This is a genomic window from Pseudomonas sp. LB3P81 (genome assembly GCF_054897965.1).
Map to the genome: position 1 here is coordinate 5,120,071 of NZ_JBUBVG010000001.1, position 16,574 is coordinate 5,136,644.

Below are 16,574 nucleotides of genomic sequence, written 5' to 3' on the forward strand. Positions count from 1 at the left end.
CACTTCGTGTCATCCGGTGCGTTGATGGACCACATCGAACGCATCGAGCAGGAACTCGACGGTTTCAAAGACACACTGTCGCTTTATCGCAAACAGCTCGACCGCTGGTTCAATCAGGCTGCAGACGGGGTCAGTCGGGCGATGGATATGCCGTCGCTGATGGATATGGAGCGCCAATTCAAGTTTGGGGATACCACCACAGTCGTCGGCATTAACGACGACCATTTTTCTAGCGTCGCTCAATGCCAGGAAGGCGGAATTCTCGAGATCGAGAGCAAGTTCGAATCGGTTTACGACATTCCGCTGGGGAACATTCAGGTTGATGTAATTGCCGTTGATGGGGGTGAAAAGACGACCGTCATGCTGGATAAAAACGGCAAAGGACGGTTCAAAGGTAAGCCCGGCAAGTTCTACCGCGTTCATGTCCACAGCGCGGTGACCCCGAAGCAAGTCGATGACCTTTTCAAGTCTTACGACGGCCTGACCCAACAATTGGAAGACTGGCTGCGCAAGGAGTGGCAAGGGTTCAAGCCGCAATGGTCGCAGTCGGCTTTCGCCGCCGCCGGTAACGGCATGCTTGCGGGAAGTTGGGCTGCGATCATTGGCGTTTGGGATGGTCTGGGCCTTGTTTTTGACATCCTCAAGAATCCAGGCAATCACCTGGAACAGCTTGGCAGCAGTGCGCAGCGATTAATCGATCTGGCAGAGCAATCACCTGCCGCGATGGAAAAAGCCATGCTGCTGGCCAGCGATGAGGCTGCACTTTGCCTACTGTTTCGCACCGCTGGAATTTGGCTTTTGGCCTTACCGCCGAGCGTGGTTGCGGGTAACTCGGCGACGGTGACCAGTCAGGTCATCGTCGCGGTGCTGATCGACATTCTGATTGCTTCGGCACTGGCTTTCACGCGAGTTGGTTTGCCCGTCGCCAAAGCTTACTTGACTGCTCGGGGACTCAAGTACGGAGCGGTGTTGGCAGACCTGGCGATGCGTTTCGTTGAGGCGACTTTCAATCTTCTCAGCACGTTTACTAATTATGTCGATGACTACAAAAAAGTTGCCGCACGCGGCGTCGTACCCAGAATCAATAAGGGGCAAATACAACTGAGTTGGGACGCCAAACGCAACACCATGCTCAAGCAAAACGAACACCGCGACGACGCCCCGTCCCAAGCGAAAAACCCCAACGGCGACAGCGCCGATTCCGCCGACAACACCGCCACCCACCAATGCCCGGTGTCGATGGTCACCGGCGAAGAACTGCTGACCCTCACCGACGGTTCGCTGGACGGCATCCTGCCCTTCGACTTCACCCGGCTCTATCGCACCAGCGCCGTCGAGATCGACTGCGGACTCGGTTACGGCTGGAGTCACAGCCTTGCGCATCGACTGGAAATCGACGGCGAGAGCGTGATCTGGATCGACCACGAAAACCGCCGCACCACCTTCCCGTTGCCGACTGTCGAGCGGCCGGCGATCCACAACAGCCTCTCACGCGCGGCGATTTTTCTCGGTGACGAACCCGAAGAACTGATCCTCGCCCAGGCCGGCGAGGACACGCGTTTTTATCACTTCATCAACGGTCGCCTGACAACGATCAGCGACGGTTACGACAACCGCTTGCGCATCACCCGCGACCGCCAGGACCGCATCAAACGTCTCGACAATGGCGCCGGTCGTGCCTTGCTGTTGCGCTATGACCGCCGCCATTTGATCGCTGTCGACTATCAGGTGTTTGTCCCGGCGGACACGTTGGACGAGGCTTGGGTCACCGAGCAGACACTGGTCCGCTACGGCTACGACGAACGCGCTCGACTGATCGCAGCGACCAACGCCGCCGACGACAGCGAGCGCTACGACTACGACGATCAGCACGTGATCCTGCAGCGGCAACTGGCCGGTGGGGCGAGTTTCTTCTGGGAGTGGGAAAGGTCCGGCAAGGCTGCGCGATGCGTCCGACATTGGGCGTCGTTTGCACAGATGGAGGCGCGGTATGTCTGGGATGACGAGGGCAGCGTCACCGTCCACAACATTGATGGCAGCGAAGAGGTTTACCAGCACGACGATCGGGCACGGCTGGTGCGCAAGGTCGGGCTGGATGGCGGCGAACACTTCAACGTCTACGACGATCAAGGTCGGTTGATTGCCGAGCAGGATCCGCTCGGCGCCATCACCGAATACCACTACGACGACGTCGGACGCCTGGTCGCGCTGATTCCGCCGGAAGACGAGCCGACGTCCTACGAGTACCGCAACGGTTTCCTGCATGCGCAGTACCGCGGCAAGGCCGTCTGGAAATATCAGCGCAATACCCAGGGCGATGTCACCGAGGCGACCGATCCTGACGGCCATGTCTCCCATTACCACTACGATGAAAAAGGTCGGCTGCTGTCGATCCGTTACCCGGATAACAGCCGACATGCCTTTGTCTGGAATGCCTTGGGGCAGTTGCTCGAAGAAACCCTGGCGGACGGCGGCCAGCGGCGGTTTTCCTACGATGTGCTGGGACGGCAGATTACCCGTCAGGACGAACACGGTGCGGTCACCCGGTACGCGTGGGACGCGGTCGGACGACTGATCCAAACGACGCTTCCCACAGGTGCGACTCGCGCCTTCAGCTACAACGCCTACGGAAAAATCACCGCCGAACGCGACGAACTCGGCCACGTCACGCGCTATGAATACCTCGATGATTTGCATCTGGTCAGCCGACGCCTCAATGCCGACGGCACCCATATCAAGTACCGCTACGACAACGCGCAGCTGTTACTCACGGAAATCGAAAACGAATCCGGCGAAAAATATCAGCTGGATTACACCCCCAACGGATTGATCCGACAGGAAAGCGGATTCGATGGCCAACGTACGGCGTATGCCTACGACCTCAACGGCCATCTGCTGGAGAAAACCGAGTTCGGCGCTGACGGTTCGCAATTGCTTACTGCTTATGAACGAGACTCGGCAGGGCGGTTGCTGGTCAAGACGCTGCCCGATGGCATCAAGGTCGAATATCGCTACGACCGCCTCGGCCGACTGATCAGCGTCGATGACGGTTGTGACCATCCGCTGGAATTCGAGTACGACCCACAGGATCGGCTGATCACCGAACACCAAGGTTGGGGCACCTTGCGCTATGGCTACGACGCCTGCGGCCAGCTCAACCGGATGCGCCTGCCGGACGGCAGCAAACTCGATTACCACCACGAAAAGGGCGGCGGGCTGACCGCCATCGACCTCAACGGCGCGCGGCTCACCACTCACCAATTCACCTTCGGTCGCGAGCAACAGCGCCAGCAAGGCCAACTCACCAGCCAGTACCACTACGACGAACAGGGGCGGTTGCAGGCCCACGCGATCAACCAGTCAACCCGACCGCTGTACCTGCGCCACTACAGCTACGCGGTCAACGGCAACCTGGCCACCATCGCCGACAGCCGACACGGCCAGCGCAGCTATCACTACGACCCGCTCAACCGCCTGACCCGCGTGCGTCACACCCGCGACGCCCCGCCGGAAAGCTTCGCCCACGACCCGGCCGGCAACCTGCTGATGCACGACCGCCCCGGCCAGTCGACCGTCAAAGGCAACCGCCTGCTCATGCAAGGCGACCGCCATTACGACTACGACGCCTTCGGTAACCTGATCCGCGAACGTCGCGGCACCGGGCAAACACTCGTCACCGAATACGCCTACGACTGCCAACACCGGATGATCGGCGTCACGACCCCGGACGGCCGCTGCGCCAGCTACCGCTACGACGCCTTCGGCCGCCGCATCGCCAAAACCGTCGACGGTCACACCACCGAATTCTTCTGGCAAGGCGACAACCTCGTCGCCGAAAGCAGCCGCGAGCACTACCGCAGCTACGTCTACGAACCGGGCACCTTTCGCCCATTGGCCCTGCTCGACGGCAAAGGCCCACGGAAGGCTTGCCCGTTTTACTACCAGCTCGATCACCTGGGTACACCGCAGGAACTGACGGATTACAGCGGCGAAATCGTCTGGTCGGCGAAGTACAACGCCTACGGAAAAGTCACGTATCTGGCATTTGGCGGGGGAGAACAGCTCGAACAGCCGTTGCGGTTTCAGGGGCAATACTTCGACGCCGAGAGCGGCCTGCACTACAACCGGCATCGGTACTATGATCCGGAGGTGGGGCGGTACCTGACGCCGGACCCGGTGAAGTTGGCGGGTGGGCTGAACCAGTACCGATACGCGCTGAACCCGACGGGGTGGGTTGATCCGTTGGGGTTGAACGGGAATTGTCCGCAGTCGGATAAGTCTGGGTGCGGGGCGCCGGATGATACGGCTGGAGCTAAGGTTGAGGAGGGTGAGCCTGATGCTCCCCGTCCGAAATCACGCCCTCAAGATTTTGGTAGTGAAGAGAAGCTAACTGGGCACTATGAAAAACACGGTGCCGAATTTGGAGCGACGAGCAAAGAAGAGTACCTCCAGATAGCCCGAGATGTTGTGAATCAGGGAACTCATGCGGAATACGAATACAGAGGTGAATTTCGAACGGGTTATTTACAGCTGATTGGCAATAATCGGAGGGGCGAAGCTAAGTTTGCCTTCGTAGGCACGAACAACAGCCAAGAGATTACGACTTTGCATACAAAAAGCGGGAAAGACTTTTGGAGGGCAATAAATGGTGACGCTCAAGACAAAACAGTGAGGCCTTTGAATGACTAAAAAATACAACGCATTAGTTCTTGAAATCGACGAAGTCGTTGAGGAGGCAGTTGTATTGCTTGTTGAAGGTGTAACGGTTAAGTGCTTTGCGAGCTACTGCCCCTTTGCGATTGAAGCGGGAAAGCAATATGCCGTGGAATTCGACTTGGTTTTACCTGACTCCGACGGCGTAATGCTCGCCCAAGGGGCTGATCGAAAAGCTGAGATGACGGATCGCGGATTTTCCTGCTTTGTTTCTGGGTACTTGGACGGACCTATTCTTCGGTCATTCGTAGATTTCATGAATCTTGAGCTTCACTACGAATTCCCTCAGTTCAATGAGAAATATGTGAAAGTCAGCGTGGAAAGAATTGATGTGGTGTTCGGGTAGGAAAGGCGAAATTTCCGGGCAAGGTCGTCGGAAGTTTCCTTCAAGTTTTAGCGGTTTGCATGAACTGGTGCGGAGTGAGATCCATGGATAGTCTTTGGCTGTCGCTGCAAATGCAGTGGCAGGGTGTAGGAACCCTGAACTCCAAAGCGCATCAGCGCTGTCGTTTGATTGCGGCACTTAATATGTGTCCGTAACATCGTTCGCGGCGGCTGTGCGCGGGACACGCTTCGGCGTGGCTGAGTTGGAGTTTCTCAGTTTCCTACTCCCGCGTACGGCTGCCACCCAAGCCCGTAGGAAAGGCCTTTGGTAGCTTCAAATCAAAACTCCGAGGTCTCTAAAAAATGAAAACATTAACCCCCGACCCACCCTACGAAAAACCAACCCCCCACCCCGAAAACCGCTTCAAACCCCTCACCAGCAACTGCGACGACATGCCGACGCTCTTCTTCGACACCCAAGCCCCGCTGTATGTGCTGAACGACGCCGCTGTATTCCGGATCAAAGCCGTCACCCAAGTGCTGGAAAACCTCGGCATGCGCGGTTCGATCGAGTGCGAGTCGTTCATCCTCAGTGATTTTGCCTTGCTCTGCGCTATTCCGTTGCGCGATGGCTGTGACCTGCTGAAAGAGATCAGGCAGCGGTTGCAGGCTCGGTCAGTGGAGCTTTAGTTCGAAGATTTGCGGTGTTTGATCTGGCCTCTTCGCGGGCAAGCTCGCTCCCACAGGGTTTTGTGTCGAATGTGAATATTGCTAACGACACAAAACCTGTGGGAGCGGGCTTGCCCGCGAAGGCGCCAGACTATCAATCACGTGCACGCTATACCCCGGCACATTCTTCGCGTGATGCTTGGCCTGCGAAGCCATTTCCGCCAACTGGCTCGCATCGAGTTGTCCGCAGGCCTGTGGATGTAAATGCACCACGCCAATCGACAGTGACAGCAGCGGAAACTCCTGCCGCACACCCTGGCGGTTCGGCGCGATGAAGCAGCCGGCCTCCAGGTGTTCGCTGCGGTAGAAGCGCCGGCACTGGCTCTGGAAATCATCGAGCAACTGGTTCAAACGTTTGCGCCAGTCTTCCGGCCCGAGCACCAGCAGGAAATCGTCACCGCCGATATGGCCGACAAAGTCGCGGGAAGGGTCGACGCGATCATTCAGACATTGCGCCAGGCACAGCAGGACTTCATCCCCGCGACCGTAGCCGTAGATGTCGTTGAAGGGCTTGAAACTGTCGATGTCCACGTAGCAGATCACCGACTCGCGTTGCTGTTGCAGCAGGCGCGTCAGGCATTGCTGAATCGGCACGTTGCCCGGCAGCAGGGTCAGCGGGTTGGCGTAGCGGGCTTGCTGAATCTTCAGTTCGGTAATCAGCTTCAGTACGTCGATCACCCGGCCCAACCCCAGATACACGCCGTTCAGGGTAATGATGAAGTCTTCTTCAATGCGTTGGCGGGCGCGGCTGGTAATCAGGCGGCTGACCTGTTGCAGCGACTGGCTCATCTCAACGGCGAGGAAGTCGTCACTCATCAGCCGACTGATCGGCTTGCGGGCGAACAGGTCGGTGGCAAAGGGCTTGAGCAGCGCGTCCGAGAGCGAATGCCTGTGAACGATGCCGCAGGGATGGCCGTGTTCGTCGAGCACCGCCAGCGAGTTCAGGTTGGCCTGGCGGCGAAAGGCCTCCAGCACCGTCGCAGTAGGCGTATTCCGCGTGACCGCTGGCTGATCGTTCAAAAGGTCGCTGAGGTCGCTGCCTTCGTCGTTCAGCGCCACGGCGGAGTTGTCCTGCTTGGGCATCAGGCTACGAGCATCCTTTGGCGGATGTTCCTGGGGCCGGCACAACAGGTAACCCTGGACCAGATCGACGCCCATCTCGGTCAACACCGCGAGTTCCTCTGGCAGCTCGATACCTTCAGCAATCACTTGAGCCCGAGAGGCTTTGGCGATTTGCATAATGGATCCGACGAATTCACGTTTGAGGGCATCCTGATGAATGCCGTCGATGAAGTGCCGGTCGATCTTCACATAGTCAGGCCGCAGCTCGGACCACAGGCGCAGGCTCGAATAACCGGCTCCCAAATCATCCAGTGCAATGGAAAAGCCCATCGCCCGATAGTGATGCAGCGCGTTTTGCAGCAGCTGGAAATCGTCGGTCGGGGTGTGTTCGGTGAGTTCGATGATCACCTGACTGGGCGGTATGCCGAAATCCTGCAACAGTTGCAGGGTGCGACCCGGTTGGTGGGCCGCTTCGAGCAGGGATTCCGGTGACACGTTGAGAAAGAGTTTGCCCGGCAGTTGCTGTTCATTGAAGCGCCGGCAAGCGCTCTCGCGGCAGGCAATTTCCAGTTCGTTCAAACGGCCGGCCTGGCGGGCGACGGCGAACAAGGCGATGGGCGAGTGCAGTGGGCTGTTGGAGGGCCCGCGGCTGAGGGCTTCGTAGCCGATAATCCGTCGTTCAGAGAGCGAAATGATCGGCTGGAACAAGCTGTGCAAACCGCTTTGAGTCAGTATTGAACTCAGCGCACTCAGCTGTTCGGTAGTGGTCATGGCGATCTCTGGCGATAAAAAAAGGACTGGGAGCACTCTTGGATAAAGAGGTGCTCCCAGTCCTGTATTTCACGACAGAATGATGACTGTTTGATGACGCTACGGGGTGCGTCAGCTTTAAATTGCCATCATCTTGCTTGTGACAACTTAGTGCTTGGCCACCGCGGTGTTGAGCTTCAGGTAGTCCAACAGAATCCGACCGGTCTCGCTCAGGTAGGCATCGTCTTCTGGTTTGGTCTTGTCCGGCTCGGCCGCGAGGGCGTCTTCGTCTTCTTTCTTCAGCTCTTTGAGCGGCTCTTCGCCTTTGGCCTTGCGACGGAGATTCTCCATGGCAAGCTGCTTGGCTTCGATATCGGCGTGTTGAGCACGACGATCGGCTTCATTGAGGCTGACGGTTTTTTCCGCCATCAGTTTCTGTGCCAGGGCCAGTTTGTCGCGGATGAACACGAACTCCGCATCCTTGGCCGAGCGCACGTCATGCTCGGATTTGAGCTGGGTGATGTACGGTTTGAACGGATCGGTCGCCGGCTTGATCGCCGCGCGGATGGTGTCCCACGGCATGGCTTCCGGCAGGGCGCTTTCACCGATTTCCTTGGTGTCGATGATCGACGGGTAATCGATGTCCGGCAGAACGCCTTGATGCTGGGTGCTCTGGCCGGAAACCCGGTAGAACTTGGCCAGGGTCAGTTTCAGTTCGCCATGGTTCAGCGGCTGAATGGTCTGCACGGTGCCTTTGCCGAAGGTCTGGCCGCCGATGATCAGTGCGCGGTGGTAGTCCTGCATGGCGCCGGCAAAAATCTCCGAAGCCGAGGCGGACAAGCGGTTGACCAGCAGCGCCATCGGGCCTTTGTAGAACGCGCCCGGGTTTTCATCTTCAAGCACATCGACGCGGCCATCGGCGTTACGCACGAGTACGGTCGGACCTTTGTCGATGAACAGACTGGTCAACTCGGTGGCTTCCTGCAGGGAGCCGCCGCCGTTGTTGCGCAAGTCGATGACCACGCCGTCGACTTTGTCTTTCTGCAACTCGGTCAGCAGTTTCTTGACGTCGCGCGTGGTGCTCTTGTAGTCCGGATCGCCGGCACGGAAAGCCTTGAAGTCCAGATAGAAGGCGGGGATCTCGATGACGCCGAGCTTGTAGTCCTTGCCATCCTGTTTCAGGTTGAGGACCGACTTCTTCACCGCCTGGTCTTCAAGCTTTACCGCTTCGCGGGTGATCGGCACGATCTTGGTGGTCTGGTCGTTCGGCGCGTTGCTGGCCGGGATGACTTCCAGGCGCACCACGGTGCCTTTCGGGCCACGGATCAGCTTGACCACTTCGTCCAGGCGCCAGCCGACCACGTCGACCATCTCTTTGTTGCCTTGGGCAACGCCGATGATCTTGTCGGCCGGTGCAACCTGCTTGGTCTTGTCGGCCGGGCCGGCAGGCACCAGACGCACGACTTTCACCTGATCGTTGTCGCTCTGCAACACGGCGCCGATGCCTTCGAGGGACAGGCTCATGTTGATGTCGAAGTTCTCCGCGTTATCCGGCGACAGATAATTGGTGTGCGGGTCGTAGGACATGGCGAAGGTGTTGATGTAGGCCTGGAAGATGTCTTCCGGACGGGTCTGGTCCAGACGCGCAAGCTGATTCTTGTATCGCTTGGTCAGGGTTTCCTGAATCTGCTTGGAATCCTTGCCGGCAATTTTCATCCGCAGCGCTTCGTCCTTGACGCGTTTGCGCCACAGGTCGTCGAGCTCTGCGGTGGACTTGAGCCAAGGCGCGTCCTTGCGGTCGATCAGCAAGGTTTCCTTGGCGGTGAAGTCGATCTTGTCGACGCCCTTGTTCAGCTCGGCAAGGGCAAAGTCCAGACGCGCTTTTACGCGGTCCAGGTAGCGCTTGTAGATGGTGAAACCGGCGTTGAGGTCGCCGCTTTTGAGGAAGTCGTCGAACTGGGTTTTCCACTTGTCGAATTCGGCAATGTCGCTGGCCATGAAGTAGCTGCGCGACGGATCCAGCAGCTTGAGGTAGCTGTCGTAGATGATCACGGAGCGCGCGTCATCGAGCGGCGGCTTACTGTAGTGGTGGCGCTTGAGCAACTCGACGACATTCAGGCTGGCGATCACTTCGTCACGATCAGGCTGAAGCTTGTCCCAGCTATTCGCTGCGAACGTATTGCTCGACATCGGCATCAGGCCGATGCCAATAAATAGGGCGAGGGCGGTGCTGGGGAACAAATGCTTCATGCTGATTCGACGCGGGGACAATTGATAACGCATATTAGGCCGTCTTTGAAGTCGCCGGTTCCACAAGGGCCGGTCGCATAATGCAAAAAGCCCGGCGATACAGCTTCGGGCTCAGTCCAGACTCACTATGGAGGCACTGTGAAAGCATTGCAAGGCGTGGAAGGTCAAGTGGAGTGGCTTGAAGAGCCCAGTCCTACATGTGATGTAGGGCAAGTTCGCATTCGTGTGGCGGCAGCGGGCCTCAATCGCGCCGATTTGTTACAGAAGGCGGGACTTTATCCGCCACCGCCGGGGGCCAGTCAGGTACTGGGTCTAGAGTGTTCCGGGGTGATCAGCGAGGTCGGCCCTGGCTCGTCGTGGCAGGTCGGTGATCGGGTCTGCGCCTTGCTGGCCGGGGGGGGGATGGCCGAAGAGGTGGTTGTCGACGGACGGCATGTGCTGGCGGTGCCCGAAGGATTGTCCCTGGCCGAGGCGGCAGCGCTACCCGAAGTCTATGCGACCGTTTGGTTGAATTTGTTTCAATTGGCTGCGCTCAAGCCGGGTGAGAAAGTTCTTCTGCACGCCGGAGCAAGTGGAATCGGTTCAGCTGCCATTCAGCTGTGCAAGGCGTTTGGCAACCCGTGCTGGGTCAGCGTCGGTTCTGCCGAACGGCTGGCTTACTGCGAAGCGCTGGGTGCTCAGGGGGGCGTGGTACGCACCGACGAACTTGAAAGTCTGAGCGACTTGGGTCCGTTCGATGTGATTCTCGATCCGGTCGGCGGCAACTACGCCGCACTGAACCTGAAACTGCTGGCCCGCGATGGCCGCTGGGTGCTGATCGGCCTGATGGGCGGCCGTGAAGCGAAGCTGGATCTGGCCCAGGTGCTGGCCAAGCGTGTGCAGCTGCTGGGTTCGACTTTGCGCAGTCGCGACGATCAGTTCAAGGCAGATCTGTTCAGTGATTTGAGCCAGCATGTCTGGCCGCTGTTTGCCGAAGGGCGATTGAGCCCGCAGTTGGCGAAGACTTTTCCGATCAAGGACGCCGAAGCGGCGTTTGCCGAGTTGGCGACCAATAAGGTGGCGGGGAAGTTGGTGTTGGTGATCGACGAAAGCCTGACCTGACCCTTGTAGGAGCGAGCTTGCTCGCGATGAATTTGAAGGCGACGCGTTTTACCTGGCAGCAAGCGTCATCGTTCACGTCCATCGCGAGCAAGCTCGCTCCTACAGGGTTTTGCGTTACTTCCAGATATGGATGGGCCAGCCGGCTTTTTCGGCGTGCTCGAGCAATACCGGATCAGGGTTTACCACGTGTGGGAAATCTACCTTCAGCAACAACGGCAAATCGTTGCGTGAATCCGAGTAAAAACTCGCGCCTTCCAGGTTTTCCTCTTCCGCATCCAGCCATTCCAGCAAGCGCGTGATCTTGCCTTCGCGGTAGGTCAGCGTGCCAACGGTGTGGCCGCTATAAACCCCATGCAACACTTCCAGCTCGATGCCGAGAATCTCGTCGATGCCCAAGCGATCGGCAATCGGCCTGACCAGGTGCGTGCCCGACGCCGAGATCACCAGAATCCGGTCACCGGCCTTGCGGTGCGCGGCGATGGCTTTGGTTGCGTCGCTGAAGATGATCGGCTCGATGAAATCTTCCACCCACGGCCCTACCAGATGGTCGACCTCTTCGGGCGTGCGCCCGATCATCGGCTCGAGGCTGAAGGTCATGTAATCCTCCATGCGCAGCTTGCCGTGGCTGTAAGCGTCCATCAATTCGTTGTTCTGACGCATGAACGACTCGGGATCGACCCAGCCCAGGCGGCCCATCTGCTCGCTCCAGAGGGTGGCGCAGTCGCCGTGGATCAGGGTTTCGTCCAGATCAAAAATTGCCAGGGCCATCAGTGCAGTTCTCTCTTCAACATCAGCAAAGGCATCAGGCTACCTCACACAGGGCCGTCGGATCGATGGAAAGTGCCAGACGCTGACCATCGGGATGCAGATCGGCCGCCGAGCGGTTGAGCACATCCACCACCAGCTCCACGCCCCGGGCCTCGACCCGGTAGCGAATCACGTTGCCCAGCAGACTGTGGCTGCGCACTTGTGCATCGAGTTCGCCATTCAGGCTCAGTTCGATGGCTTCCGGGCGAATCGCGATGCGATGAGTAATCGGTCGTTGCAGCAATTTCGATGCGTTGTCGGCGTCGAGCAGGTTGTAGTTGCCGATGAACCCGGCAGCGAACACATCCACCGGCGCGGTGTACAGGGTTTCCGCGTCGCCGCTTTGTACGATCTTTCCCTGATTCATCAGGAAAATCCGGTCAGACATGGTCAGCGCTTCTTCCTGATCGTGTGTGACGAAGATCGTGGTCAGGCCGAGTTCGCGCTGGATCTGACGGATCTGTTCGCGCAAATGCTTGCGAATGCGCGCATCCAGTGCAGACAGCGGTTCATCGAGCAACAACAAACGCGGCCGGGTCACTAGCGAGCGCGCGAGGGCGACACGTTGGCATTGACCACCTGACAACTGATGCGGATAACGCGCGGCAAAGTCGTTCAGCTCCACCAGTTTCAACACTTCGGCAACGCGTTTTTGGCTGTCGTCGCTGTTGACCTTTTGCATGCGTAACCCAAAAGCGACGTTTTGCTCAACGGTCATGTTGGGGAACAGGGCGTAACTCTGGAACACCATGCCGATTCCGCGCTTCTGCGGACTTAACGGCACGATATCGACACCATCCAGCAAAATCTTGCCGCCATCAACCGAGGTCAGCCCGGCGATGCAGCGCAGCAGCGTGGATTTTCCGCAACCGGACGGGCCGAGCAGGGTAACGAATTCGCCTTTCTGGATTTCGCAATTGATGTCGCTGAATACCGTGGTGCCGGCGTAATTTTTTTGAAGATGTTGGACGCTGACATAGCTCATTCGCTTTTGTCCTTGTTCAAGATATTGGCCGCCCAGGTCAGAACCAGCACAAAGAAGAAGTAGGAAATCACCAGCGCACTGGTGAAGTGGCCGCTGCTGTTGCGCATGTTGTTGAGGTAGACCTGCAGGGTTTCGTAGCGGGTGCCGACGAGGATGTTGGCGAACACGAACTCACCGAACAGGAATGAGAACGACAGCAGCAACGCCACCATCAGACCCTTGCGCAGGTTCGGCAGAACCACCAGGAACGCCGCTTGCCAGGTGCTGGCGCCGAGCAGTTGGGCGGCGTCCATCAGGTCGCGCAAGTTGATCGCTTGCAGGTTGTTGGTGATCGCCCGGTACATAAATGGCAGCGCCACGGTGAAGTAGCAGCCGATCAGAATCCACGGTGTGCCGACCATCGCAAACGGCCCCGAGCCGTAGAGCTGCAACAGCCCCACCGACGACACCACCGGCGGCACCGCGAAGGGCAGCAGGATCAGGATGTTCATCAGCGCATCGAGTTTCGGGAAGTGGTAATGCACCACGAACAGCAGCGGCAGAATCAGCACCACCGACAGGATCAGCGAGCCGACGCAGACCAGCAGCGATTGGCCGAAGGCATGGAGAAAGCGCGGATCGCTCCACAGCGCCACGTACCATTTGAGGGTGAAGCCGCTGGGCAGGATGGTCGCCGACCAACTGCTGGCGATTGAGTAAATCAGCGTCCCGAGCAGCGGCAGTAACAGGATGGCAAACAGCAGATAAACCACGACACGATGATAGACACCGACGGGCCCCAATTCAGCGCGAGACATGGTAGCTCCTCTTCAACAGCAGCTGATGCACGACGGTCACCAGGGTCATCAACGCCACCAGCACCACGGCCAGGGCACTGGCCAGGTTCGGGTCCAGGGAAATATCACCGGAGACCATCGCGGCAATCCGGATCGGCAGCACGTTGAAGTTACCAGTGGTCAGGGCGTACACCGTGGCGTAGGCGCCGAGGGCGTTGGCCAGCAGGATCACGAAGGTGCCAAGCAGCGCAGGCGTCAACACCGGCAGACCGATGTGGCGCCAGAACTGCCAGCCGTTGGCGCCGAGCAGCGCGGCGGACTCGCGCCAGTCTTCGCGCAGGGCGTCGAATGCCGGGTAGAGCAGCAGCACGCCCAGAGGAATCTGGAAGTAGGTGTAGAGAATGATCAGCCCGGTTTTCGAGTACAGGTTGAAGTCCTGAATGATCCCGGCCTGCTTGAGCATGATGGTGATGCTGCCGTTGAAACCCAGCAGGATGATGAACGCAAAGGCCAAGGGGACGCCGGCGAAGTTGCTGGTCATGTTGGCGAAGGCGTTGACGAAGTTGCGTAGCTTCGAGTCGACCCGGCGCAGGGAATAAGCGCCGAGCACAGCGATGATGATCCCGAACACACTGGACCAGAAACTGATCTCGAGGCTGTATTGGATCGCCTGCAGATAGAACTTCGAATTGAAGATCTTGGTGAAGTTGGCCAGGCCCCAGCCGAACTCTTCCGATTGCAGGCTGTTGATCATCACCCAGACGAGCGGGGCGATCTCGAACACGATAAAGAACAGGGTGAAGGGCACCAGGCAAAGCGCCGCCAGCCATTTGCCGCGAGTCATGGCATTCACTTGAGCAGCTCCCGGCACACAGGTTTGTCGTGGGCCACGCCCAGCAGTTCGCAAACGGTGCCGCAAATTTCAGTCTGTTTCGGTGCGGCGCTCGCGTTGAAACTGAAGGCATCGCCGAGCACGAACAGCGGCACTTCGCGCTCTTCGGGCAGCAAGCCGTTGTGGGAGCGATCGTTGTTCATGCCGTGGTCGGCGGTCACCAGCACCTGATAACCGGCTTCGAGCCAGCCTTGCAGGTAGTCGGCGAGGATGATGTCCGCCGAACGGGCGCTGTTGCGGTATTGCGGGGTGTCGAGGCCGTGCTTGTGCCCGGCGTCGTCGATATTCATGGGGTGCACCAGCAGGAAATTGGGCGCATGGCGCAGGCGCAGGTTTTCCGCGTCGGCGAACAGGTGCGAATCCGGGTAATGGTCGCTCCAGTAGAAATGTCCGTGTTGAATCGGTAAATCGGGATTGTCGGTGTGACGGTCACGGGCGGGCACGAACGGCGAACGGTTATACAGCTCGCTGACCCAGTGATAGGCCGCTGCGGCGGTTTTCAGTCCGGCGTCAGTAGCGTAGTGATAGATGCTGCGCTGGTTGGACAGGCGCGAGACGTTGTTGTGGACGATGCCACTGTCGATCGGCGTGACGCCGGTCAGGATGCATTCATACAGCGGGCGAGACAGGGCCGGCAGTTCGCACTCCAGTTTGTAGAGCGCCGCGCGTCCAGCGCCAACGTAAGCCTGCAGGTGCCCCATGGCGTGGCGCGCAACCTCGTAATTGAGACCGTCGAGCACGACAAGGATGACGTTGTGCTTCATAGGGGCGGAACTCCGAAATCAAAGCTGAACGGTGTAGGAGCTGCCGCAGGCTGCGATCTTTTGATCTTGATCTTAAAAAGCCAAGTCAAAAGATCGCAGCCTGCGGCAGCTCCTACGGATGCAGCATTACTGCATGTTGATAATGACTTCTTCCTGCCACTTCTGAGGAAGGGCCTTGGAGGTCTTCTCCCACGCATCCGCGTCCTTGATCGGCGTTACTTTTTTGTACTGCTCGTTAGGCAGCAGTTTGGCCTTGACTTCATCCGGCAGTGTTACGTGTTCGGCGCGGATCGGTCGGGCGTTACCGCGCGCCAGGTTGATCTGGCCGGCATCACTGAAGATGTATTCGCGAGCCAACTTGGCGGCGTTCGGGTTTTTCGCGTACTTGTTGATGATGGTGGTGTAACCGGAAATCACCGAGCCATCGGATGGAATCAGCACGGTGTAGTCATCCGGGTTTGCCATCTTGGCCTTGTAGCTCAGACCGTTGAAGTCCCAAACCACGCCGACTTCGATTTCACCCTTCTCCATGGTGGCAATCGTCGGGTTGGCCATGGACAGGCGGCCTTGTTTGGCAATGTCGGCGAACAGCAACAGCGCAGGCTGAAGGTTCTTCTCATCGCCACCGTTGGCAAGGGCAGCAGCCAGTACGCCGTTGGCGGCTTGCGCGGCGGTGCTCACGTCACCGATGGAGACTTTGTATTTGCCGTTTTTCAGGTCAGCCCATTTGGTCGGTGCGTCCGAGCCGTGCAGCAGCTTTTTGTTAACGATGAACGCGATGGTGCCGGTGTAGGCCAGTGCCCAGTTGCCGTCCTTGTCCTTGGCCCAGGCCGGAACCTGATCCCAGGTCGACGGTTTGTAAGGTTGCGTCACACCTTGCTTGACTGCGATCGGACCGAACGCAGCGCCGACGTCGCCGATGTCGGCGGTGGCGTTGTCTTTTTCAGCGGCGAACTTGGCGATTTCCTGGGCCGAGCTCATGTCGGTGTCGATGTGTTTCAGGCCATAGTTTTTGGCCAGGTCTTCCCAAGTGCCTTTCCAGTTGGCCCAGTCATCGGGCATGCCGACGCTGTTGACCGCACCTTCCGCTTTCGCAGCGGCTTCGAGGGTTTTCAAATCATCAGCAGCCATGGCGGCAGTGCACATGGCAATGGTCGAACCTAACAGTGATGCCAGGAAAAGCTTTTTCATCCGAAGCTCCTTTGGGCGTTTTCAACGCTGCGATTGCGGTGGTGTTGGTCTAGGTCAGCAATACCTGAGCCAATCTAGGCGCCGCTGATGACATTTTGATGTCGACCAGCGGTCCGTCTGCATTTTCTACAAGATCAGCGCTCAGGCTTCGGAGTAAGCGTAGACCATGGTTAAAGAGCTGATATGAAAGGACTTGGCCGTGAAATTGCAGCCTTTTTGTTGAACCGTTC

General features: G+C 58.3%; 12 protein-coding genes. 4 read left to right on the forward strand and 8 right to left on the reverse strand.

From position 1 onward, the window contains the following. The first annotated feature begins 24 nt into the window (after positions 1 to 24). The 3 genes from ACYZTL_RS23880 to ACYZTL_RS23890 all read left to right on the forward strand — a co-directional run bounded on the left by ACYZTL_RS23880 (position 25) and on the right by ACYZTL_RS23890 (position 5,727). Complete coding sequence (locus ACYZTL_RS23880; protein ID WP_461953793.1) at positions 25 to 4,689, forward strand: RHS repeat-associated core domain-containing protein; 4,665 nt, start codon at positions 25 to 27, stop codon at positions 4,687 to 4,689. Continuing rightward, positions 4,682 to 5,059: a hypothetical protein gene (locus ACYZTL_RS23885; protein WP_461953794.1), complete on the forward strand. Its 378-nt coding sequence runs from the start codon at positions 4,682 to 4,684 to the stop codon at positions 5,057 to 5,059. Before ACYZTL_RS23880 ends, ACYZTL_RS23885 begins: the two co-directional genes overlap by 8 nt. A 341-nt stretch (positions 5,060 to 5,400) precedes the next feature. Beyond that, positions 5,401 to 5,727: a hypothetical protein gene (locus tag ACYZTL_RS23890; RefSeq protein ID WP_461953795.1), complete on the forward strand. Its 327-nt coding sequence runs from the start codon at positions 5,401 to 5,403 to the stop codon at positions 5,725 to 5,727. A gap of 81 nt (positions 5,728 to 5,808) precedes the next feature. Here ACYZTL_RS23890 and ACYZTL_RS23895 read toward each other — a convergent pair whose 3' ends face one another. Next, complete coding sequence (locus tag ACYZTL_RS23895) at positions 5,809 to 7,599, reverse strand: bifunctional diguanylate cyclase/phosphodiesterase (RefSeq protein ID WP_461953796.1); 1,791 nt, start codon at positions 7,597 to 7,599, stop codon at positions 5,809 to 5,811. 147 nt (positions 7,600 to 7,746) lie between these two features. Next, positions 7,747 to 9,828, reverse strand: a complete 2,082-nt coding sequence (locus tag ACYZTL_RS23900; RefSeq protein ID WP_461953797.1) for a carboxy terminal-processing peptidase — start codon at positions 9,826 to 9,828, stop codon at positions 7,747 to 7,749. A gap of 138 nt (positions 9,829 to 9,966) precedes the next feature. On the opposite strand from ACYZTL_RS23900, the gene ACYZTL_RS23905 reads away from it, so the two are divergent. After that, a complete protein-coding gene (locus tag ACYZTL_RS23905) occupies positions 9,967 to 10,929 on the forward strand; it encodes a zinc-binding dehydrogenase (RefSeq protein ID WP_461953798.1) in 963 nt (320 codons plus the stop codon). Positions 10,930 to 11,043: 114 nt separating this feature from the next. On the opposite strand, the gene ACYZTL_RS23910 is transcribed toward ACYZTL_RS23905, so the two are convergent. The 6 genes from ACYZTL_RS23910 to ACYZTL_RS23935 form a co-directional block, all read right to left on the reverse strand. Further along, positions 11,044 to 11,697, reverse strand: a complete 654-nt coding sequence (locus tag ACYZTL_RS23910; RefSeq protein ID WP_084321105.1) for an HAD family hydrolase — start codon at positions 11,695 to 11,697, stop codon at positions 11,044 to 11,046. 34 nt (positions 11,698 to 11,731) lie between these two features. After that, complete coding sequence (locus ACYZTL_RS23915) at positions 11,732 to 12,721, reverse strand: ABC transporter ATP-binding protein (protein ID WP_461953799.1); 990 nt, start codon at positions 12,719 to 12,721, stop codon at positions 11,732 to 11,734. Next, on the reverse strand, positions 12,718 to 13,518 hold the full coding sequence (locus ACYZTL_RS23920) for an ABC transporter permease (RefSeq protein WP_461953800.1): 801 nt from the start codon (positions 13,516 to 13,518) through the stop codon (positions 12,718 to 12,720). The genes ACYZTL_RS23915 and ACYZTL_RS23920 overlap by 4 nt, the downstream gene beginning before the upstream one ends. Continuing rightward, the gene (locus tag ACYZTL_RS23925; protein ID WP_461954365.1) at positions 13,505 to 14,341 is read right to left on the reverse strand and encodes an ABC transporter permease; all 837 of its coding nucleotides are present in this window, start codon (positions 14,339 to 14,341) and stop codon (positions 13,505 to 13,507) included. Before ACYZTL_RS23925 ends, ACYZTL_RS23920 begins: the two co-directional genes overlap by 14 nt. Before the next feature lie 5 nt (positions 14,342 to 14,346). After that, entirely contained in the window at positions 14,347 to 15,153 is an 807-nt protein-coding gene (locus ACYZTL_RS23930) for an alkaline phosphatase family protein (protein ID WP_461953801.1), read from the reverse strand. Between the two features lie 126 nt (positions 15,154 to 15,279). Beyond that, positions 15,280 to 16,344, reverse strand: a complete 1,065-nt coding sequence (locus tag ACYZTL_RS23935; RefSeq protein ID WP_461953802.1) for an ABC transporter substrate-binding protein — start codon at positions 16,342 to 16,344, stop codon at positions 15,280 to 15,282. Between the last annotated feature and the right edge of the window lie 230 nt (positions 16,345 to 16,574).